Origin of the sequence: Paraburkholderia sp. WC7.3g (genome assembly GCF_050436345.1) — a bacterium.
GTDB classification, from domain to species: Bacteria; Pseudomonadota; Gammaproteobacteria; order Burkholderiales; family Burkholderiaceae; genus Paraburkholderia; species Paraburkholderia podalyriae.
In genome coordinates this window covers 194,875-214,967 of record NZ_JBNDMA010000001.1, presented here as the reverse complement: position 1 = coordinate 214,967, position 20,093 = coordinate 194,875, and the positions used below count along the sequence as shown (strand labels likewise).

Below are 20,093 nucleotides of genomic sequence, written 5' to 3'. Positions count from 1 at the left end.
TAAAAATGAAAAAGACTCTCTTAGCCTCGGCCTTGGGGTTGGTCGCCCTGGGCGCACATGCGCAAAGCAGCGTGACGCTTTACGGTATCGTCGATACGGGCCTGGGTTGGCAGAACAGCTCGGCGTCGCTGACCACGGCGGCGAAACCGCAGACCGTCCCTGGCGCCTCGCAAGTCAAGATGATCAACGGCATCTGGGCAGGCAGCCGTTTCGGTTTGAAGGGCTCGGAAGATCTGGGTGGCGGCACGAAGACGATTTTCCAGTTGGAAGAAGGCTTCAACAGCGCAACTGGCGCGCAAAGCGTGTCGGGTCTGGCCTTCAACCGCCAGGCATGGGTCGGTCTGACGAACGCGCAGTTCGGTACGCTGACGGCAGGCCGCGGCTACACCTCGTACTACACGCTGCTCTCGCCGTATAGCCCGACCACGTGGCTGACCGGTGCATACGGTGCGCATCCGGGTGATATCGACTCGCTGGACACGACGTTCCGGGTGAACAACCAACTGGTTTATACGTCGCCGAGCTTTGCCGGTCTGACGGTTAGCGGTTCGTACGCACTGGGCGGCAACCCGGGCAGCTTCGCAGCCGGCCAAACCTGGAGCGTTGCGGCACAGTACCTGAACGGCCCGATCGGTGTCGCGGCAGGTATCCAGCGCATTGACAACGCGGCAACCGTTGCCACCCCCGCTTGGAATTCCACGGCGTCGAACAACGGCACTCAGCCGTCCGTCTCGGCAATCAACAACGGCTTCCAGACCGCAGCGAAGCAGCAGCGCATTGCGGTGACGGGTGGTTACGCGTTCAGCTCGCAGTGGGACGTTTCGTTCGCATACTCGAACGTGAAATACACTGCGGGCCAGGCTTCGCTGTTCCACGACACGCAGATCTGGAATACCGGTGGCGCAGTGCTGCACTGGAAGCCGATCTCGGTGCTGGACGTGGCCGCTGGATATAGCTACACCCGTGCAACGTCGTCGAACGGCATTCAGAGCACGGCTAGCTACAGCCAGTTCAACCTGTCGCAGTACTACTCGCTGTCCAAGCGCACCGGTCTGTACGCACTCGAAGCGTATCAGCGCGCTAGCGGCCAGACGCTGTCGGGCAACGGCAAGTCCATCATCAACGCAGTGGCAAGCATCGGTGACGGCCAGAACGGTGCGCCGTCCTCGTCGCGCAGCCAGACGGCGGTTGGCGTGGGTATCATCCACAAGTTCTAAACAGTTACTGAATACATGGCGGCGCGTTGTTTTGCCGCCACATCGACGCAGTTTTTTTGCGTCGTCAGTCTCGCAAAGCTGCGCATGTCGAGTGCGCAGCTTTTTTTTTCGGTGCGCCGTTTTGATGCATCGAAAGCGCCGGTCTCGCCAGCGCTGTCAGATCATCGCGGCATCCCTGTGACTTCAGCATGCAGCACGCGACGTCAGCACGAGATCGCTTTCTCCAGGCCGATCAGGCCTCCGACCACAGACGCCCACCCGTTGCCCAATTTTCGCGCTTTACGTCGGTGACGATGATGTCAACCGAGTTCGGCTCGACACCGAAACCTGCGTCGGCTAGCGCAAGCGCCTGGATTGGGGCGGCATGCCGCGCGGGTTTTCGCGCTACGATAAGAGCCCGGCGCGCCCGCTGCGCCGTTTCGCCAGGAGACGTCGATGCGAGAATTGCGATGGGCCTCGGAAGAGGGCGACGGCATCGAACATCTGATGTTCGATGCGCGCGACGACGGCTTCGCCGTCGAAAGCGTCGTGGTTGGGCAGCGCTATGGCAAGGCGTACGGACTGCACTACGCGGTGCGCTGCGACGCGCACTGGCGCACGCGCTACGCGCGTCTGAAGATCGTCGGCGGTGGCGAGCTGGAATTGCACGGCGATGGCGACGGCCACTGGCACGACGGGCACGGCCTCGCGCTCAGCGCGATCGAAGGCTGTATCGATATCGACATCGCCGCGACGCCGTACACCAACACGCTGCCGATCCGCCGCCTGCAACTGGCCGAGGGCGAGCGTCAGCCGATCGAGGTCGCGTATATCTCGACGCCGGACTTGCAGGTAACGCGCGCCGAGCAGGCATACACGTGCGTCGAGTTGAATGGCGAGTATCGGTATGAAGGCATTTTTCGCGAGTTCACGGCGAATCTGCGTGTGGATAGCGATGGCCTCGTGATCGACTATCCGACCTTGTTCACGCGTTTGCCGCGCGCACGTTAGGTTTTGCATCCGGCGCCGGACCGCTCGTTGCAGCGGTCCCGGCGCCGCTATCCCCGTCATTCGCGCGATGCGTGTCGACCAAACGCATGGCGCTCGCCGCTGGCCAGTCACCAGCGCGGGCCTAGCTGTGCGTGCCGCCTGCCGGGTCTGAAGCGTCGTCGGGTCCGGTCGATGCGCCGCGGCCGAGCGCGCGTTGCATCAGCGTCGTGTCGAGCCAGCGGCCGTGCTTGTAGCCGACCGCCTTCAACGTGCCGGTCAGCTCGAAGCCGAGTTGCGTGTGCAACGACAGCGAGCCGCCGCTGCCGCCATCGGCGATCACCGCGATCATCTGACGCCACGGTCCGCTCTCGCAACGTTCGATCAGCGCTTGCAGCAGCACGCGACCGATGCCGCGTCCGCGATACGCGTCGTTGACGTAGATCGAGTCTTCGATCGTGTTGCGATACGCGGCGCGCGGGCGATACGGCGTGGCATAGCAATAGCCGGCGACGTCGCCGCCGATCTCCGCGACCATATACGGCAGTCCGTGGCTGCGCACGGATGCGAGCCGGGCGCGCAGATCGTCGACGGACGGCGGGGTTTCTTCGAACGACGCGACACCGGTCAGCACGTGATGCGCGTAGATCGCCTGGATCGCCGGGAGGTCGGCTTCGGTGGCGTCGCGGATGAGCGGGGCGTCGAGCGGTGAGCGGATTGAACTCATGCAGTGGTCCTGTGATGGCCGGCGTAGTCAGGCTGAGAGCCTCCACTATGCCCGTCGTCGAGGCGGTTTTGAAGCGGGTCAAAAAATCGGTCGTTCGAGGATTTTCGTGGGGATGGGTGAGCGATGCGTGACACCCGTCACCTGCTATCTATCAGCGCGTTCCGTTACCTCATCAGCTTTAACTTACACGAGATTCAGCATTTCCCTACCCCATTCGCGCTAAGCGAATAGGCATCGCTTTCCGTTAACAGGGGAGTGCCGCTTCGCACTTCTAGAACGATGGCGGCGCGAAAGCAAACGTTTGCGAAGGAATGCCTGCCAGAAGTATCTGACGTCGACGATATGCGGTCCCCGGCTGGCATCGCACTTTCGCCTGCAAGTTCATTCACAACACGGGAACGATATGAAGAGCAGCAACGAACAAAGCACAGGGATTTCGCGGCGAACCTTTCTGTATAGCCTGGGTGCACTCGCGCTGTCGGGCTGCAACGGCGAGATCAGCCCCGCAGCCACGACGATGACCCGCACGACGAGTCGGGCCTCGACATCGAGCGTGACCCTCGCTCGTGTTGCTAATGGCGCGACGGACATCGCCACAAGCGGCGCATTCGTTCATCCCGGACTGTTGCATACGCAGGCTGACTTCGAACGGATGGCGCAGAAGGTCGCCGGACAGGCGTCGCCGTGGTACGAGGGCTGGCAGAAGCTGATTGCTAACGGCCACACAAGGTTGTCGTGGTCGCCGCGCCCTCAGGTCGAAGTCGATCGCGGGGGAAGCGGCGCGCAAAACTATCCGGTGCTGTACAACGACATCGCCGCGGCGTACGCATGCGCGCTGTACTGGAAAGTGACGGGCGACACGGCCTACGCTGACAAAGCTGTGCAGATCATGAATGCCTGGTCTTCGACGTTGCAGCGGCTTGGCGGCGATAGCAACGTCGATCTTGCAGCCGGTATTTATGGCTACGAGTTCGCGAACGCCGGCGAAATCATGCGCAGCTATGCGGGCTGGGCGGCAGGCGATTTTGCGGCGTTTCAGTCGATGATGCTCAACGTCTTCTATCCGATCAACGTCGACTTTCTCAACCGGCACAACAACACTGACGTGACGCACTACTGGGCCAACTGGGACTTGTGCAACATGGCGTCGATCATGGCGATCGGCGTGCTGTGCGACGACCACACGTTGTTCGATCAGGCGGTCAACTATTTCATCGATGGGGCCGGTAACGGGGCGATAGCACAAGCGGTTTATTACCTGCACCCCGGCTATCTGGGTCAATGGCAGGAGACGGGCCGCGACCAGGGGCATAACACGCTTGGCATCGCGCTTGGTGGTGCACTCTGCCAGATGGCGTGGAACCAGGGTGTCGACCTGTACGGCTATGACAACAATCGCTTTCTCGCCGGTGCGGAATACGTGGCGAAGGCGAATCTCGTGCAGACGGACGGCACGTACCTCACGGTGCCGTATGCGAGCTATTCGAATGTCGACGTGACGCAAGCAGACTTTTCGACCGCCTCGCAGGGCACGGTCCGGCCCTGCTGGGCACTCGTCTACAATCATTACGTGAATCGCAAAGGGCTTGCGGCACCATGGTCGACCAGGTTCGCGCTGGCGATCCAACCCGAAGGTGGCGGCGGCGACTACGGCACGACCAGCGGCGGCTACGATCAACTGGGCTACGGCACGCTTACGTGTACACGCGATGCGGCCGCACCCATCGCTGCGCCGAGCGGTCTCACGGCGTTCGCGAGCGCGGGACAGGTGATGCTGTCATGGTGGGGCGTTGCTAACGGCATCAGCTATAGCGTGAAGCGTGCGTCCAGTTCAGGCGGAGCGTATACGATCATTGCCAGCGGTATCGGCGATCCGTTGACGTACACGGACAGTCCGTCAGCGGGAACATGGTATTACGTCGTAAGCGCGCAGACGGCGTCGGGCGAAAGCGCAGACTCGTCAGAGGCTGTCGCCGTGACGGTGGTGCAACCGCATACGTATCTGAAGTTCGATGAAACAAGCGGCGCGAGCGCCGCCGACGCGACGGGCAACGGTCATGCCGGCGCGCTCGTCGGCGGCGCGACTCATGTGGCGGGCCGAGTCGGTAACGCAGTGTCGCTCGACGGCTCAAGCGGCTACGTCAGTCTGCCCAACAGTGTCGTCGCCGATCTGTCGGACTTCACCATCGCTGCCTGGGTCTTCTGGAACGGCGGCAACGCATGGGCCCGCATCTTCGATTTCGGCGCGGGCACGGGGCGCTACCTGTTCCTCACGCCGAAGAACTCCACCGGCGTCATGCGCTTTGCGATCACCACCAATGGCGGGCACGGCGAGCGCGGTATCAACGCCAACGTCGCGCTGCCAACAGGCCAATGGGCGCACGTTGCCGTGACGCTATCCGGCACGGTGGCTACGTTGTATCTGAACGGCACTGTGATCGGCGGCGCGAACGATGTTGTTTTTGCGCCGTGGCGCGTCGGACCGACTGCCCAGAACTGGATTGGACGCTCGCAGTACGCCGCCGATCCGTATTTCAATGGATCGATCGATGAGTTTCGCATCTATCGCTGTGCAATGTCGGCCGATCAGATTACGGCTCTGGCGCAGGGCACGTAGCCTTGGCAGGAGCGCGTGGCGAGCACGACACCCCACCGCGCCGGTCAAAGATCGAACTGATCGAACTCGCTCTGCAACTCGCGGTTGCGCGCCACGCGTTCGTCGATAGCCGGTCCAAGGCGTTCGACGACCGCCGAGATCAGAAGATTGAACAGGCACGTCAGCGGCGCGAGCGAATCCCAGAACTGACCGACGTCCGTCTTCACCTGCAGCAGGTCGCCGTCGAAATCGCGCGCCCACGGACAATAGATATCGGTGACGAGCGCGAACGGCAGGCCGCGGCGCGAGGCGGCCTGGCAAAAGCGTCGCGCGGTCGTCGAATAGGCGCGCGTGTCGGTGACGATCAGATACGGCGCGCTGAATTCCGAGTTCAGCGAATCGACGTAGGAGCCCGACATGCCGTCCGAATAGAACACGCGCGGACGGATGTATTCGAGGTAGCTGTAGAACGCGTTGCTGATGCCGCGCGTCGATTGGATGCCGAGGATATAGACCGCATCGGCATTCGCGATGCGCTCGGCGACGCGTGCAAACGCCGGCGAGCGTGCGAGTTCGTACACGTGATGGATCGCGCTGATTTCGAGTTCGAGCGACTGGGCGAGCGCGGCCTCGCGCGGCGAGGTGCCGTCCGCGGCGCCCGGAGGGGGTTCACCGGTCTGCGCGCCGTCGCTCGCGCCGCGGCGGAACGCGTCGAGCCGGTCCGTGATCAGCCAGGGCCGCTGCTGTGTGCCGCGTAGTTCGCGTTTCAGATCGTCGAGATTGCGATAGCCGACGCTACGCAGAAAGCGGCCGACCGAAATGCCGCTCGTGCCGGCTTGCTGCGCGATCTGGTCGGCGGTTTCGAGGCCGAGCCGGTCGAGATTCGCGAGCATGTAGCTGGCGACACGTTTCGAGGTCGGCGTGAGTTCGGCAAAACGGGCTTCGACGGTTTGGGCAAAGGCGGTCGTCATCGTCAGTCGCGGTGCGGGGCGCTGGTTGAGCCAATCTGCGAAATGATGACATATCGATCCACGGCTCGCGCGATTCGATCCTGAAAAAAGGTGGTTGCCGTGCGACGGTCGAGCCGCCTCAGACCGCCCGCCGCGTCGGCGCCGCGCGCGAGAAATGCCGTGCGCCCGCCACGCAGGCGACCACGATCACCGTGACGATAATCATCGACGGCGGTACCTGCTCGTGCAGCAGCACGCCGGCGAGCAGCAGCCCGAAAAACGGCTGCAGCAGCTGCAGTTGGCCGACCGCCGCGATCCCGCCGAGCGCGAGCCCGCGATACCAGAACACGAAGCCGATCAGCATGCTGAACAACGACACATACGCGAGCCCCCACAGCGCGGCCGCGCCGACGCCGTCGAACGACGCGGGCCGCGTCCACCATGCGAGCGGCACCATCAGCGGCAGCGACAGCACGAGCGCCCACGAAATCACCTGCCAGCCGCCGAGGTGACGCGACAGCCGCGCACCTTCCGCGTAGCCCAGCCCACAGAGGACGATCGCGGCGAGCATCAGCGCGTCGCCGAGCGGCGATGCGTCGATGCCGTGCCGCAGCGCGAACGCTGCCACCGCCGCGCTGCCGAGCGCCGAGAACAGCCAGAACGCCGGTTGCGGCCGCTCGCCGCCGCGCAACACGCCGAAGATCGCGGTGGCGAGCGGCAGCAGGCCGATGAACACAATCGCATGCGCGGCGCTCACATGACGCAGCGCGAGCGCGGTCAGCAACGGAAAGCCGACCACGACGCCGAGCGCGACCACCACCAGCGGCAGCAGATCCCGTCGCTCGGGGCGCGTCTCGCGGAACACCAGCAACAGCAGCAGACCGAGGCTGCCCGCGATCGTCGCGCGCGCCACCGTCAGGAACACCGGATCGAGGCCCTGCACGGCAAGCCGCGTGGCCGGCAGCGAGCCGCTGAAAATCAGCACGCCCGCGAAACCGCTGAGCCAGCCGTTGGTTGTCTTGTCCATTGCATACATCCGTGCGCTGAAAAGAGTCTCATGATGCGCGCCATGGCCGTAAACGGTAAGCTACAGATCAGTACAGTTTGCACAAACTGTACCGAACATGGAGCAGTACAGATGACAGAAAACGGGAGCAGCGAGACGGTGCCGGGCACGCGCGTGGGCCTCGTGATGGACAATCTGCGCGAGCGCATCGCGAGCCGCTCGCTGATGCCGGGCGCGCGCGTGGCGTCGATTCGCGCGATGACCGATACGCTCGGCGTGTCGAAGTCGACCGTGGTGGAAGCATACGACCGGCTGGTCGCCGAAGGGGTGATCGTCGCGAGGCGCGGCTCCGGCTTCTTCGTGTCGGGCCATGCGCCGCCGCTCGCGCTCGCCGATCTCGGGCCGCGACTCGATCGCGAGGTCGATCCGCTGTGGCTCACGCGGCAGTCGCTGGAGACCGGCTCGAAAGCGCTGAAACCCGGCTGCGGCTGGATGCCGGCTTCGTGGCTGCCGGAAGATGGCGTGCGCCGCGCGCTGCGCGCCGTCGCGCGCGATCCGCAGTCGCTGCTGGCCGATTACGCGAGCCCGGCCGGCTTGCCCGCGCTGCGTCAGCAACTCGCGTGGCGGCTCTGCGCGCACGGCGTCGATGCGCCGCCCGAGCAGATCGTGCTGACCGACGGCGGCACCCATGCGCTCGATCTCGTGTGCCGCTTCCTGCTCGAACCCGGCGACACGGTGCTGATCGACGATCCGTGCTATTTCAATTTTCAGGCGTTGCTGCGTGCGCATCGCGTGCGCATCGCGAGCGTGCCGTACACGCCGCAAGGACCGGATCTCGCGGCGTTCGAGCGCGCGCTGATCGAGCAGCGTCCGAGGCTCTACGTGACGAACTCGGCGATCCACAATCCGACCGGCGCGACGCTCGCGCCGGCTGTCGCCCACCGGCTGCTGAAACTCGCCGGCGAGCACGATCTGCTGATCGTCGAAGACGACATCTTCGCCGACTTCGAAGACGAAGCCGCGCCGCGCCTCGCCGCGTTCGACGGCCTCGCGCGCGTCGTGTCGATCGGCAGCTTTTCGAAGACGCTGTCGGCTGCGGTGCGCTGCGGCTATATCGCGACGCGCGCCGAATGGATCGAACCGTTGATCGATCTGAAGCTCGCGACCTCGTTCGGCAATGGTCAGCTCGCGGCGAGCGTCGTGCATCGGATGCTGGTCGACGGCACGTATCGGCGTCATCTTGAGACGATGCGTGCGAAGCTCGCCGATGCGATGGGGGAGACCGTCAGGCGTCTCGGCTATGCGGGCCTCGCTATCTGGACACGGCCGCGCGCGGGCCTGTTCGTATGGGCGCGCTTGCCCGGGGAGCTCGATGCCGCCGACATCGCGCGTCATGCGCTAACGGCGGGCGTCGTGTTCGCGCCGGGCAACGTGTTCAGCGCGTCGCAAGCGGCGGCGGCCTTTCTGCGTTTCAACGTATCGCAATGCAATCGCCCGAAGGTGTATGAGGCATTGCAACGGGCGATGGAAGCGTGCGCCGTATCGGCCGACGCAGCGCGCGAGCGTGTCTGAGACGAACTGCATTGAACCTTGCGTTCGCGGTCCTGGCTACCGCGTTACTTGCATAGCAACAGCATCCGCTCTTCTTCCGAGCAAGGCGTGTGTGGTTTCGGCGCGGGTTGCGCGGCCGCTGCGCTCATTGCCGCGCTGCGGTGCGCGAGACACGCGCGCAGATGCTTCTCGACCGGACCGTAGTACTTCCAGCCGTGCACGAGCGTCGGCAATTCCAGCTTCACCTGTTTCCATTTCGGATGGCCATGCTCCTGCAGATTGTCGAAGTTCGCGCACAACGAGTCGGCGAAATGATTCAGATTGCTGACTGTGTCGCGCAAGCCGTAATCGTAGGTGACCAGAAACGCTTTGACGGTCAGACCCGGCACGTCTTCCTTCAACCAGCCTGGGTAGCTGCTTTGGTGGATCGTAGTCGGAAAGTAGGTCTGCTTCGCGCGGTTCGTCTCCGGCGCGTTGGGATCGACGGGCAACAGACGCAACTGTGACAGCAGGTCGGGTTTCATGTCGTTGAACAGCTTTGCCGGCTGTCCGACCACGATGATCGCGACATCGATCTTCTTCACGATCAGCGCGGCGAGCGCGTCCTCATTGCTCAGATGCACGACGTTCTGCTCGGGAATCGGCTGACCGAACATCAGGCGATAGAGCGTCGTCGCCGACTGCGCCGTGCCACTGCCTAGCAGGCCGACGCTGATGGTCTTGCCCTTGATGTCGGCGAGCGTTTTCAGCGGCGAATCCGCACGCACGACGACGTTGATCTCCTCGTCGTAGAGCGGCATGATCAGCCGCAGCGGCCGGATCGTCGTGCCCGCATCGGGGTTGCCGGAGTTGGCCATGTCGATGAACGCCTGGTACACGTCGGACTGCACGAGCGCGAGCTTTACACCGGGCTCGAAACGCATGCGCTGCACGTTTTCGGCCGAGCCTTTCGACGCCACGACTTCGAGGTCGATGCCGATCGGCTGGGCCACCCATTTCGACAGATCGTTGCCGATCTGGATATACGTGCCGCGCTCCGGCCCGGTGACGATCTTGTAGTGCGCCGGTTCGGCGCCGGCCAGCGCACAGACGACCAGTAACACCAGCCCCAGCCAGCCCGCGAAAAGACTCTTCAGCATGATCTTTCTACCTATCGGTCAGTTTGATCCCGCTTCACGCGTGGCGCGTGGAAGCACCAGTGATCCGGCTGCGATGTCATGTTCAAGCTGCCGCGAGGGTCGCTCCGTCTGTTTCCGCTCAGAGGACGCACGATAATGTGCGACTCGGCACAGACGGCGGCGATTTGATCCGGTATGCGAATCAATATTCTTTGCGCGACGGCCCAGTCGTTCGCGTCTGCGTGGCGCTACTCGAACGGTCGGCGTCGCGCGTGAACGCTAGTTGCTCCGCGGCGTCGCGGTCCTCACGACGTCGGCGTCCGTTGCGGCTGCGACAGGCTCGCCGTTCGCTTGCGCTTGCGCGCCGGCGTACAGCGATGGTGACGGTAGCGCCTGCGCGAGCGGCGCGCCTGGCGCGGCGTCCGTCGTCGCCGCATGCGGCGGAGTCAGCGGCGCCCAGCCGGTCTCGCGAATCACGCGTTCGAGGATCACCTTCGCCGCGTCGTTGCCGCTGTCGATCGCGAGCGCCTCGTTCGCGTGCTGACGCGCGCACGGCCACGTCTGCTGCGCGACGCAGGCTTGCGCGGCTTGCAGCGCAGTATCGCGACGCTGGACGAGCGGTCGCATCTGATCGGCCAGACCCTGCGCGTCGCTGTTGCCGGGTTGTAACGTTTGCGCGGCCGCAAGAGCGGCTTGCGCGGCGGACAGATCGTTCGTGCGGAACGCGGTCCGCGCGACCTGCAAGGCTTGTCCGGCGTCGTGGAATTGCGCCGCGGGTCGCACCGGTGTCGCGGCCATCGGCGGCGCGGCCGGTGTCGCGGGAATGACGGGAACAGCGGGCACGACAGGCGTGGGCTTGGCCGCCATTTCGGTCACGGGTGGTGTCGTCGGCCTGGCTGCGGCCTGCGCATGCGCGGTCTGCGCTGGAGCGACTACCGGCGCGGACGCAAGCGGTGCGATCATGCCGGTCGTTGCTCTGGTGCCCTGAGTAACCTGCTCCACGCCTTTATCTTCCGAATCGCCACCGTCACTGAATAGCGTGTAAGCGACATACGCCAGGCCGATCGCGACAATCGCGCCGATCACGTACAACACGCGCCAGATCGTCTGCGCAGTGCTGCGCGGCGCATACATCGGGTCTTCGTAAGGCGGGATAGTGGTGTCGGTCGCCACGAGCGCCGTCTGCATGGCCGGCTGGTTCGGCAACAACGGTTCGGACGCAATCGCGGCAGCGGCGATCGCGGTTTCATCGCGTGTGCCGGGTCCGTCGTCGAAGCGGGGCAGGGGCTTGTGCGTGGCGCTCGCGCGGCTGCCTGGAATACCGGTGCGGATGTGCGGATCGTCCTGATCGAACGGATGCGCGGCGCCGCAGTAAGGGCAGGCGTCGACTTGTCGGTACAGTGCGCCACCGCAGCGTTTGCAGGGTGTAGGAAACGTCTGGCCGGTTGCGGTCTGGGTGGACATGCCGTGGACCCACCTTTGGAAAACGATGCCGTGATGGCATGCTCCGGATCGTGTTGAGGCTGGAGCCTTGTCCGCGGAACCACGATCCACATGCGCCGGAAGTCGCGAAGACGTAGGCAGCGCCTGCGTTTCCACTGTTTCCAATATGTGGTGTTTCACGGGGGACGTCAACGCGGTTGGCCCCTGGATTGTGTGCGCTACCGCTCATTCGGAGGTATGAAGAAACCTTGGGCATGCGCTCGAAACGAGTGTATGTAGCTGTTGTTTCGCGACAAATGAAGGCAACCGGAAGCATTGCGCTGCGCGAAGTGAGCGCGACAAAAAAACAACGAGGCCGGCGCGTCGTGCGCCCGGCCTCGTCATCATTCTGCTATTGGCGCTTGCCGGTAAGCGTTTGCATCAGCATCCGGATCGGGCGTCGAAGCACGCTCAGTGCTTGCGCAATGGATGATCCTTCAGCAGCCACGCGAGCACGAAGGCGAGCACCACGACGCATGCGGCCGACAGATACACGGTATGCAACGCGCCCGCGAACGCATGCAGATAGTCGTTGCGCAATGCTTCGGGTAGCTGATGAATCGCGGCCGGACCCAACGCGTGCGGAAGTTCGGTGTCGGGCGGGATCAGCTTTTCGAGGCGTCCGGCAAGGCCGTTCGAGAACACCGCGCCGAAACTGGCCACGCCGATCGAGCCGCCGATCGAGCGAAACAGCGTGACGCCCGATGTGGCCACCCCCATGTGCTTGAACTCGACGCTGTTCTGGACCGCGAGGACCAGCACCTGCATCACCATGCCGAGGCCGCAGCCGAGCAGGCCCATGTACAGATACATCACATGAATCGGCGTGTCGATCTGCAGGCGCGCGAGCAGCAGCATCGCCACGGACACGAGGAACGTGCCCATGATCGGAAACAGCCGGTACTTGCCGATCTTGCTGATCACACGACCTGTCACCATCGACAGGATGAACAGGCCACCCATCATCGGCAGCATCTGCATGCCGGCTTGCGACGGCGTGGAGCCCTTCACGACCTGCAGATAGAGCGGAATGAACGTCACGGAACCGAACAGCGACACACCGATGATGAAGCTCACGAGGCTGCTGATCAGAAAGGTACGCTGTTTGAACAGGCCGAGCGGCATGATCGGTTCAACCGCACTGCGTTCTTCGTGAATGAAGCCCCAGATCGATACGAGGCCCATGCCGAGCGTGAACCACAGTTGCGGCGACGACCACGGCAGGATGGTGCCGCCCTGGCTCGTGAACAGGATGACGCAGGTCAGCGCGCCGGCGAGAAACGCGGCGCCCATGTAGTCGATCGTGTGTTTCACGTGGCGCACGTGCGGCTTGAACACCGCGCCGATTACGATCAGCGACACGATGCCGAGCGGCAGGTTGATGTAGAAGATCCAGCGCCACGTCAATTGCTCGACCAGAAAGCCGCCGAGCAGCGGACCGATGACGGTGGCGAGACCGAAGATGCCGCCGAACACGCCCTGGTAGCGGCCACGTTCAGCGGGCGGAATCACGTCGGCGATCGCCGCCATCGTCACGACGAGCAGGCCGCCGCCTCCGAGGCCTTGCAGCGCGCGCAGCATGATCAGTTGACTCATGTTCTGCGCAATGCCACACAGCGCCGAGCCGACGAGAAATATGACGATTGCGGTCTGCAACACGATCTTGCGGCCGAACAGGTCGCCGAACTTGCCGTACAGCGGCACGACGATCGTCGAGCAGAGCAGGTAGGCGGTCACGACCCACGACAGGTTATTGAGTCCGCCGAGTTCACCGACGATAGTGGGCAGCGCGGTCGAGACGATCGTCTGGTCGAGCGCGGCGAGCAGCATGACCAGCAGCAGCGCCGGAAACAGCAGCCGGATTGGCGGATGGTCGGCGCTGGGCGACGCCGAGCGCGGGTCCGGCTGCGCGGAGTCGGCGGACGGGTTCGTGGCGGGTTGTTCCATGGCTGCAACGCGTTGAAATTAATTAACGGAGAGATTAATATATGCGACATCGCCTCCCACGTCAAATTCAATGCAATGACAAGGATCTCCCCTGACCACGCCGCGACGGACAACGCCGTCACCGATGCGGGACCGCCCGCGCGGAAGGCCGCGAAAGAGCACGGCGAGTCGAAGCCCAAGCCCAAGCCCAAGGCAACGCGAACGGTTGCTCAAACCATGAAAGTCGCAAGCGCCGCGCCGGCTGTATCGGCCGGTCGTCGCCCTGGCCGGCCGACGGGAGCGGCGCGCGGCCCCGAACAGCGCGCGCGTTTGCTCGGGGCTGCGCTCACGCTGTTCGCGAGGCAGGGCATCGTCGAGACGTCGCTGGGTGAGATCGCCCGCGAGGCCGGTTTCACGCCCGCGATGGTGCACTACTACTTCAAGACGCGCGATCAATTGCTCGACGTGTTGATCGACGAGTGTTTCGCGCCGCTGCGCGCGAGCCTCGGCCTGCCGTTTCAGGAGAATCCCGACGATCCGGTCGCGGCAATCACGCAGCTCACCGAGCGGCTCGTGCAGATCGCGAGCGATAACCCGTGGTTCGCGTCGCTGTGGGTGCGCGAAGTGATCAGCGACGGCGGGCTGCTGCGCCAGCGCATGCATGAGCGTTTCGGTTTCGCGCATCAGAATGCGTCGCTGCTGGCGATCGCGCGCTGGCAGAAGGAGGGGCGCCTGAATGCATCGATCGAGCCTGCGCTCGTGTTCGTCACGCTGCTCGGCATGACGATTCTGCCGCTTGCCACCTCGAAGCTGTGGCGCAACGATCCGTTGCGCCGCAATATCGGCGGCGCGGAGATCGCACGGCATGCGGTGGCGTTGCTGGTGCAAGGCATTGGGCCCCGCAACGGCGATTGAACTGGCGGCCGGTGTGGCGCGCCGGTCGTCGGGTCCTTTAAAAAGGCCCTTGGGTTTTGGATTTTTTCTTCCACTCGTCGAACGCGGTCTTCGTCTCGTCGTTCGGCGGATAGGTGCCGGGCAGCACGGCGCCGGCACGAATCCTTTCGGTTAGAAACGCTTCGAGTTGCTCCTGCTCGGCCGCGGCTTGCGCGACGTCGTCGGCCATCTTCAGCGGAATCACGACGACTCCATCCCCATCGCCGACGATCACGTCGCCCGGAAACACCGCGACTCCACCGCAGCCGATCGGCACGTTGATATCGACCGCGTGATGGCGGATCAGATTGGGCGGCGCGCTCGCGCCCGAGCAGAACACCGGCATGTCGAGCGCGGCGATCGTCGCGCTGTCGCGCACCGGGCCGTCTGACACCATGCCGGCAACGCCACGCACCTGCAAACGCAGCGACAGAATCGAACCGAACGACGCGCTGCCGCGCTCGCCGCGGCAATCCTGCACGAGCACATGGCCCGGCGGTATGGTCTCGACGCATTTGCGCTGCGCGCACTCGGGGTCCGCGAACAGCTCCAGCACGTCGATGTCTTCGCGCGACGGGATATTGCGCAGCGTGAACGCCGGCCCGACCAGATTCGCACCGCGTTGCGGACCGAGCGGCGCGACGCCCTGCATGAAGGTGTTGCGCAGACCGCGCTTGAATAGCTGCGTGGTTAGCGTGGCGGTGCTGACGTGACGAAGGATGTCGAGCGTCGCGGCGCAAAGCGCGGGTGATGTGGCGGACATGGTGTCGGCTGGTCTCGGGTCGGGATGCGGGGACATCGATAGGCGCGTGCGGGTGGTCACGAAGCGAAGCATGCCGCAGATGCGCGCCCACGATGATAGCGCCGCGGCGCCAACCATTAGCGGGCCAGCGCCAATACATCGCCGGTCAGTAGCAAGCACCGCGCAGCCGTTGTTCGCGGCAAGCGAACCGCTGCAACGAGGCACGCGACATGCTTACAGAATCAGCGGATGCGAACGACGCAAAACAAACCACAGCGCCGCGTCGCGCAAACAATATGAAGGACAGAATCGATACCGGGCGGAGAAGGCCGTGCGAACGGGGTTCGTATGAACCGCGCCGGAACATCGGGTGCCGGCGATCGGCGAGCCGCGGAAAACTGCTGACAGTCAGCAGATAAATCGCGGTGTGCGTCGAACGCCGTTTTTTCATCGGCGTGCAATTTTCGCGCGTTACCGTGCGCACGCGTTGTACTCGGAAGGTGCGGAGCAATGTCTTACCATCGCGGACCTGTCTGCAACTCGGCGTGCGAAATCGAGTCGGAACCATGGACAGCAACACCCTGGCCGCGCAAATCGGCGGCAATCAGCAAAATGAAACACGAAGTGAAACCTTGGCTACCTCGGACGGCCTAACCGGTTTTTCAGAGCAACAACATACGATGAACGCAGCAATGAGGCTCGATCAGGCCACGATCGTGCTGGTGGAGGACGACCCGGACAGCCGGGAATCGTTGACCTTGTTACTCGAGGCGGAAGGCGCGAAGGTTTGCGCGGTCGCGGATGCGGAAGAGGGCGTCGTGGCGGCGATGCGGTTGCTTCCCGACGCGGTCGTCTGCGACCTCGACTTGCCGGCCATGGATGGCTTCTATCTGATCCAGCGGCTGCGTGATCACGAGATTTGCGGCGGTCATTCCCCCTCGGTGGCGGTGGCCCTCACCGGCCATACCGACGACGCATACCGCCTGCGCAGCATCGGCGAAGGCTTCCAGCATTTCATGACCAAACCCGCGTTACCCGAAGCGCTCGTGACGCTGCTGCACGACGCGATCGACGCCCGCGCGGCGGGATGATCGACGCTTCGCAGCAGCTTTCGTGGGAGTGAATTTGTCGATAGAGCAGGCCGGCGCGCGGCGGGGGACGTGGTTTCTCAAAGCAGCGCGCGGTCATCGACGCTTCGCGGCGCGTCTCACGGCGTTGCGCAGCCAACACGTGGCGCGCCGCTATTTCGCCGCGGCTACTGGCGCGGCCGCGCTGGCCGCCTGGGCCGCCTGACAGGCCGCACACAATCCCTTCAACTCGATTTCATCGCTCGCGAGCCGATAGCCCGCGTCCTCGATCTGCGCGACGAGGGCCTGGCGCAGCTTCGGTTGATACAACTCGGTGACGCTGCCACATTGCTGGCAGACGACGAGAATGCCGTGCTGGCATTGCGTCAGATCATGGCAGACAGTAAATGCATTGATCGATTCGATCCGATGCACGAGCCCCGCCGACAGTAAAAAATCCAACGCGCGATAGACGGTCGGAGGCGCCGAGCCGGGGTGGATCTGGCGCATTTCGTCGAGCAGCGAATAGGCCTTGGTCGCGCGTCCGGAGTTCAGCAGCAGTTCGAGCACTTTGCGCCGGATCGGCGTGAGTTTTTCGCCGCGTTCGCGGCAGTAGTCCTCGGCGAGCGCGAGTGCCGCTTCCTGCGACGAGCCGTGTGCGAGCGACGGCTCATGCGCGTCGTGATGCGCATGATGATCGTGTGCATCGGCCGTGGGGGCGGCAGGTGTGGGAGTGACCGGATGGCCGGTCGCGGCGGACTTGGCGGTTTTCATGCGTCGATTATAGAGGCAGGCGGGGATGCAAGTGCCGCGCCGGTCGAAGCGTGGAGAGAATCGGATTCCCGGGCATCGGGAAAGCGTCCCGAACAGGTTTGCTCCGCAGGGCCGACGGCATTCCCCAGAGTTGGCTTACAACTGACAACAAACAAAAATGGGGGCCTTACTGGCAAAAAATGCCTATTCTTTGTCAGTCAGTCTCTGAATGTGTTTGACGGGGTATCCATGAGACAACTGCTGCACCCATCCCGGGCAGTAGCCTTAGCCTTTCTCTTTGCGATTGCCGCAGGGACGCTCCTTTTGAGGTTGCCCGTGTCGCAGGCCAAAGGTGTGGCAGCACCGTGGCTGAGCGCTTTTTTTACCGCTACCTCCGCAGTCTGCGTGACTGGACTCGTCGTTGTCGATACGGGCACTTACTGGTCAAGCTTTGGACAGTGGGTCATCCTGGGGCTGTTTCAGATTGGCGGTTTCGGCATGATGACCGCAGCCACCTTGCTGGGACTCATGGTCAACCGGTCCTTGCCGCTGCGAGCGAAGCTGATCACCCAGGTCGAAACGCACACGCTCCGTCTGGGGGACATCGGCAGCGTGGCGCGCCTGGTGGTCGTCGTGACGCTCGTCACTGAACTGACCACGGCACTCTGGCTGACGGTCAGGCTTCATCTCGGGTACAGCTTCCAATGGGGCGAGGCCGCGTGGAGTGGATGGTTCCACGCGGTCTCCGCGTTCAACAACGCGGGCTTTTCAATTCACTCGGACAGTCTGATGCGCTATGCCGCCGACGCATCGATGCTGGTACCGGTGATGATCGCGATTGTCGTCGGCGGAATCGGGTTTCCGGTTCTGTACGATCTGCGGGAAAAACTTCGGGGTGCCCGTCGGCTTTCATTGCACACCAGGCTCACTTTAGTGGTCACGGGGGCGCTGCTGCTCGGTGGATTTCTTGCGTTGCTGCTGTTCGAATGGACCAATCCGAAAACCCTGGGTCCGATGCCGTTCGGAGAGAAGCTCCTTTCGGCAGCTTTCGCCTCGGTATCCGCGCGCACGGCGGGTTTCAACTCGCTCGACATTGGCGCAATGCGTCATGACAGCTGGGCCCTGCATTTCTTCCTGATGTTCGTTGGCGGGGGCAGCGCGGGAACGGCAGGGGGTGTCAAGATCGGCACCATCGCCATTCTGGCCTTGCTGGTGATCGCAGAGATTCGCGGGCGTGGCGATATCGAAGCGTTTGGGCGCCGTGTCAGCGCGTCGGCGCAGCGGCAAGCGATTACCGTGGTGGCTCTGGGTGCCGTGATGATCACGGCCGGCACACTCATCATTTTGCACATCACCGATTTCCCTACCGATCAGGTCATCTTCGAAGTTATTTCGGCGTTCGGTACGGTCGGTCTGTCAACGGGTATCACGGGTGATCTGCCTGCGCCGGCCCAGTTCGTGATCATCGCGCTGATGTACGTCGGCCGGGTTGGAACCATTACCTTTGCGACGTCATTAATGCTGGTTGAGCGGCGTGCGCAATATAGCTACCCCGAGGAGCATCCAATTGTTGGCTGACCTGTTCAGGATCTCGCTCTCTTTTTCGAAAGGCGACAGTGTGGTCGTCATCGGTTTGGGGCGGTTTGGCTGTGCCGTGGCCCAGTCGCTGCTTCGGCTTGGCCATGACGTGATGGGAATCGACCGGGACGAGCAGCAGGTGCAGCTATGGGCGGACCGGCTGACGCATGCCGTCCGGGCCGATTCGACCAACGTGAATACCCTGCGTCAATTGGGCGTTGCCGACTTCCCTCATGCGATCGTGGGCATTGGAAGCGACCTTTCGGCGAGCCTGATGACCGTGATGGCCCTAACGGAACTTCAGATCAAGGACATCTGGCTGAAGGCGGTGACCACGGAACACGGCCAGATTGCCCAGCGCATCGGCGCGCATCACGTGGTTTATCCGGAAGCGGAAATGGGTGAACGGATCGCTCACCTGATCACAGGTCGAATCGTGGACTACATTGAATTCGGCGAAGGATTTGCCGTCGCCACGATTCATGCTCCGGCGCCGACACACAACCGTCCGCTCGCAGATTGCGGCGTTCTGGAGGCGTTCGGTGTCATGGTCGTGGCCGTCAGGCGCGCTGACGAAGAGTTCCAGCACGCGGGGCCTGACACGGTTGTTGTGCCGGGGGATCTGCTGATCGTGTCGGGCCCTGCGAGCAAGGTTGAAGAGTTTGCGGGTCGCGCGAATACCTGAACCGTTTCCGCCGACTCGCGCCATGCTCAGGTCAACGGAAAATCCACATACTTCTTGAACCCGGAGCGCGTCGCGAGACGTGAATACCAGCGCTCCAGATTCGGCAGCGGCGGCCGCTGCAAATCGTCGAGGCCGAACCAGCGCTTCGCGTACGCGCCGATCACGATATCGGCGAGCGTGAACTTGTCGGCTTCCAGAAAGAAGCGGCCTTGCAGATGCGTGTCGAGCAGGCGCCACAGCACGGTGACCGCTGTTACGTCGGCAGCGAGTTTCGCGGTGTCGCGCTCGGCCTGCGGCGTGCGCACGAGCGTCCAGAACACGGGACGTTCCGCGGCTTGCAGCGTCGATAGCGACCAGTCCAGCCAGCGGTCGATGCTCGCACGCAGTTTCGGCTCGGCCGGATACAGCAGGCTCGATTCGCCGTATTGCATCGCCAGGTAGCGCAGAATCGAGTTGGATTCCCACAGCACGAAGTCGTCGTCGACCAGCGTCGGGATCTTGCCGGTCGGGTTCATCGCGAGATAGTCGGGTTCGTTGTTGCGGCCGAATTGGAGCCCCGCGTCGATGCGGTCGAATGGCAGCACGAGTTCGTCGCAGCACCACAAAACTTTCTGGACGTTGACCGAATTGGTGCGTCCCCAGATCGTAATCATCCGGTAAATCCTTTTTTGTTACGGTTGGCAAGCCGCACCTCGCGCGCGGCGTTCAGCCAGTAACGATACACGAAGCGCGTAGCTTTGCGCGACGTACGAAAGGCACCGTCCGCGCGAGTCGGCGCTCCACCGCGCCAGGCCGC

Annotated in this window: 17 protein-coding genes and 1 pseudogene; 8 read left to right on the top strand and 10 right to left on the bottom strand. The window is 63.5% G+C overall.

The features are described 5' to 3' along the window. The first annotated feature begins 5 nt into the window (after positions 1–5). Positions 6–1,217, top strand: a complete 1,212-nt coding sequence (locus OKW43_RS01045; protein WP_429444657.1) for a porin — start codon at positions 6–8, stop codon at positions 1,215–1,217. Positions 1,218–1,449: 232 nt separating this feature from the next. Here OKW43_RS01045 and OKW43_RS01040 read toward each other — a convergent pair. Further along, positions 1,450–1,539 (bottom strand): annotated as a pseudogene (locus tag OKW43_RS01040) (4-oxalocrotonate tautomerase); the annotation flags it as partial. Between the two features lie 113 nt (positions 1,540–1,652). On the opposite strand from OKW43_RS01040, the gene OKW43_RS01035 reads away from it, so the two are divergent. Next, a complete protein-coding gene (locus OKW43_RS01035) occupies positions 1,653–2,207 on the top strand; it encodes a putative glycolipid-binding domain-containing protein (protein ID WP_187636875.1) in 555 nt (184 codons plus the stop codon). 121 nt (positions 2,208–2,328) lie between these two features. Here the strand turns inward: OKW43_RS01035 and OKW43_RS01030 are convergent, their stop codons facing one another. Continuing rightward, positions 2,329–2,910 (bottom strand): N-acetyltransferase family protein, encoded by a 582-nt coding sequence (locus tag OKW43_RS01030; protein WP_429444653.1) that lies wholly within the window; start codon positions 2,908–2,910, stop codon positions 2,329–2,331. 403 nt (positions 2,911–3,313) lie between these two features. Here OKW43_RS01030 and OKW43_RS01025 point away from each other — a divergent pair, with 403 nt between their 5' ends. Further along, positions 3,314–5,527 (top strand): LamG-like jellyroll fold domain-containing protein, encoded by a 2,214-nt coding sequence (locus OKW43_RS01025; RefSeq protein WP_429444651.1) that lies wholly within the window; start codon positions 3,314–3,316, stop codon positions 5,525–5,527. 44 nt (positions 5,528–5,571) lie between these two features. Here the strand turns inward: OKW43_RS01025 and sapR are convergent, their stop codons facing one another. Both sapR and OKW43_RS01015 read right to left on the bottom strand, forming a co-directional pair. Continuing rightward, positions 5,572–6,477, bottom strand: coding sequence for a sap1 transcriptional regulator SapR (gene sapR, locus OKW43_RS01020; RefSeq protein ID WP_429444649.1), 906 nt, complete (start codon positions 6,475–6,477; stop codon positions 5,572–5,574). 118 nt (positions 6,478–6,595) lie between these two features. Then, positions 6,596–7,483, bottom strand: coding sequence for a DMT family transporter (locus OKW43_RS01015; protein WP_187636879.1), 888 nt, complete (start codon positions 7,481–7,483; stop codon positions 6,596–6,598). Positions 7,484–7,594: 111 nt separating this feature from the next. On the opposite strand from OKW43_RS01015, the gene OKW43_RS01010 reads away from it, so the two are divergent. Continuing rightward, on the top strand, positions 7,595–9,034 hold the full coding sequence (locus OKW43_RS01010; protein WP_429444647.1) for a PLP-dependent aminotransferase family protein: 1,440 nt from the start codon (positions 7,595–7,597) through the stop codon (positions 9,032–9,034). A gap of 44 nt (positions 9,035–9,078) precedes the next feature. Here the strand turns inward: OKW43_RS01010 and OKW43_RS01005 are convergent, their stop codons facing one another. The 3 genes from OKW43_RS01005 to OKW43_RS00995 all read right to left on the bottom strand — a co-directional run bounded on the left by OKW43_RS01005 (position 9,079) and on the right by OKW43_RS00995 (position 13,560). Continuing rightward, positions 9,079–10,152, bottom strand: coding sequence for a TAXI family TRAP transporter solute-binding subunit (locus tag OKW43_RS01005; RefSeq protein WP_187636881.1), 1,074 nt, complete (start codon positions 10,150–10,152; stop codon positions 9,079–9,081). Positions 10,153–10,410: 258 nt separating this feature from the next. Further along, complete coding sequence (locus OKW43_RS01000; RefSeq protein ID WP_429444644.1) at positions 10,411–11,595, bottom strand: hypothetical protein; 1,185 nt, start codon at positions 11,593–11,595, stop codon at positions 10,411–10,413. A 429-nt stretch (positions 11,596–12,024) separates the two neighbouring features. After that, a complete protein-coding gene (locus OKW43_RS00995; protein WP_429444642.1) occupies positions 12,025–13,560 on the bottom strand; it encodes an MDR family MFS transporter in 1,536 nt (511 codons plus the stop codon). Positions 13,561–13,635: 75 nt separating this feature from the next. On the opposite strand from OKW43_RS00995, the gene OKW43_RS00990 reads away from it, so the two are divergent. Beyond that, positions 13,636–14,454, top strand: a complete 819-nt coding sequence (locus tag OKW43_RS00990) for a TetR/AcrR family transcriptional regulator (RefSeq protein WP_429444640.1) — start codon at positions 13,636–13,638, stop codon at positions 14,452–14,454. A gap of 37 nt (positions 14,455–14,491) precedes the next feature. Here the strand turns inward: OKW43_RS00990 and OKW43_RS00985 are convergent, their stop codons facing one another. After that, on the bottom strand, positions 14,492–15,235 hold the full coding sequence (locus OKW43_RS00985; protein WP_429444638.1) for a ribonuclease activity regulator RraA: 744 nt from the start codon (positions 15,233–15,235) through the stop codon (positions 14,492–14,494). Between the two features lie 545 nt (positions 15,236–15,780). Here OKW43_RS00985 and OKW43_RS00980 point away from each other — a divergent pair. Further along, complete coding sequence (locus tag OKW43_RS00980) at positions 15,781–16,305, top strand: response regulator (protein WP_187636886.1); 525 nt, start codon at positions 15,781–15,783, stop codon at positions 16,303–16,305. Between the two features lie 150 nt (positions 16,306–16,455). Here OKW43_RS00980 and OKW43_RS00975 read toward each other — a convergent pair whose 3' ends face one another. Continuing rightward, positions 16,456–17,055, bottom strand: coding sequence for a Fur family transcriptional regulator (locus OKW43_RS00975; RefSeq protein WP_187636887.1), 600 nt, complete (start codon positions 17,053–17,055; stop codon positions 16,456–16,458). Between the two features lie 228 nt (positions 17,056–17,283). Here OKW43_RS00975 and OKW43_RS00970 point away from each other — a divergent pair, with 228 nt between their 5' ends. Continuing rightward, on the top strand, positions 17,284–18,612 hold the full coding sequence (locus OKW43_RS00970) for a TrkH family potassium uptake protein (RefSeq protein ID WP_429444635.1): 1,329 nt from the start codon (positions 17,284–17,286) through the stop codon (positions 18,610–18,612). Further along, positions 18,602–19,297, top strand: a complete 696-nt coding sequence (locus OKW43_RS00965; protein WP_246530216.1) for a potassium channel family protein — start codon at positions 18,602–18,604, stop codon at positions 19,295–19,297. The genes OKW43_RS00970 and OKW43_RS00965 overlap by 11 nt, the downstream gene beginning before the upstream one ends. 26 nt (positions 19,298–19,323) lie before the next feature. Here the strand turns inward: OKW43_RS00965 and OKW43_RS00960 are convergent, their stop codons facing one another. Next, entirely contained in the window at positions 19,324–19,950 is a 627-nt protein-coding gene (locus tag OKW43_RS00960; RefSeq protein ID WP_429444632.1) for a glutathione S-transferase family protein, read from the bottom strand. Positions 19,951–20,093: the final 143 nt, after the last annotated feature.

Excerpts from the sequence above, each read along its gene's own strand:
- OKW43_RS01005 (WP_187636881.1), bottom strand. The coding sequence starts at position 10,152 with ATGCTGAAGAGTCTTTTCGCGGGCTGGCTGGGGCTGGTGTTACTGGTC.
- OKW43_RS01010 (WP_429444647.1), top strand. The coding sequence starts at position 7,595 with ATGACAGAAAACGGGAGCAGCGAGACGGTGCCGGGCACGCGCGTGGGC.
- OKW43_RS00975 (WP_187636887.1), bottom strand. The coding sequence starts at position 17,055 with ATGAAAACCGCCAAGTCCGCCGCGACCGGCCATCCGGTCACTCCCACA.
- OKW43_RS00970 (WP_429444635.1), top strand. The coding sequence starts at position 17,284 with ATGAGACAACTGCTGCACCCATCCCGGGCAGTAGCCTTAGCCTTTCTC.
- OKW43_RS01045 (WP_429444657.1), top strand. The coding sequence starts at position 6 with ATGAAAAAGACTCTCTTAGCCTCGGCCTTGGGGTTGGTCGCCCTGGGC.
- OKW43_RS01035 (WP_187636875.1), top strand. The coding sequence starts at position 1,653 with ATGCGAGAATTGCGATGGGCCTCGGAAGAGGGCGACGGCATCGAACAT.
- sapR (WP_429444649.1), bottom strand. The coding sequence starts at position 6,477 with ATGACGACCGCCTTTGCCCAAACCGTCGAAGCCCGTTTTGCCGAACTC.
- OKW43_RS00995 (WP_429444642.1), bottom strand. The coding sequence starts at position 13,560 with ATGGAACAACCCGCCACGAACCCGTCCGCCGACTCCGCGCAGCCGGAC.
- OKW43_RS01030 (WP_429444653.1), bottom strand. The coding sequence starts at position 2,910 with ATGAGTTCAATCCGCTCACCGCTCGACGCCCCGCTCATCCGCGACGCC.
- OKW43_RS00980 (WP_187636886.1), top strand. The coding sequence starts at position 15,781 with ATGGACAGCAACACCCTGGCCGCGCAAATCGGCGGCAATCAGCAAAAT.
- OKW43_RS01025 (WP_429444651.1), top strand. The coding sequence starts at position 3,314 with ATGAAGAGCAGCAACGAACAAAGCACAGGGATTTCGCGGCGAACCTTT.
- OKW43_RS00985 (WP_429444638.1), bottom strand. The coding sequence starts at position 15,235 with ATGTCCGCCACATCACCCGCGCTTTGCGCCGCGACGCTCGACATCCTT.
- OKW43_RS00990 (WP_429444640.1), top strand. The coding sequence starts at position 13,636 with ATGACAAGGATCTCCCCTGACCACGCCGCGACGGACAACGCCGTCACC.
- OKW43_RS01000 (WP_429444644.1), bottom strand. The coding sequence starts at position 11,595 with ATGTCCACCCAGACCGCAACCGGCCAGACGTTTCCTACACCCTGCAAA.
- OKW43_RS01015 (WP_187636879.1), bottom strand. The coding sequence starts at position 7,483 with ATGGACAAGACAACCAACGGCTGGCTCAGCGGTTTCGCGGGCGTGCTG.
- OKW43_RS00960 (WP_429444632.1), bottom strand. The coding sequence starts at position 19,950 with ATGATTACGATCTGGGGACGCACCAATTCGGTCAACGTCCAGAAAGTT.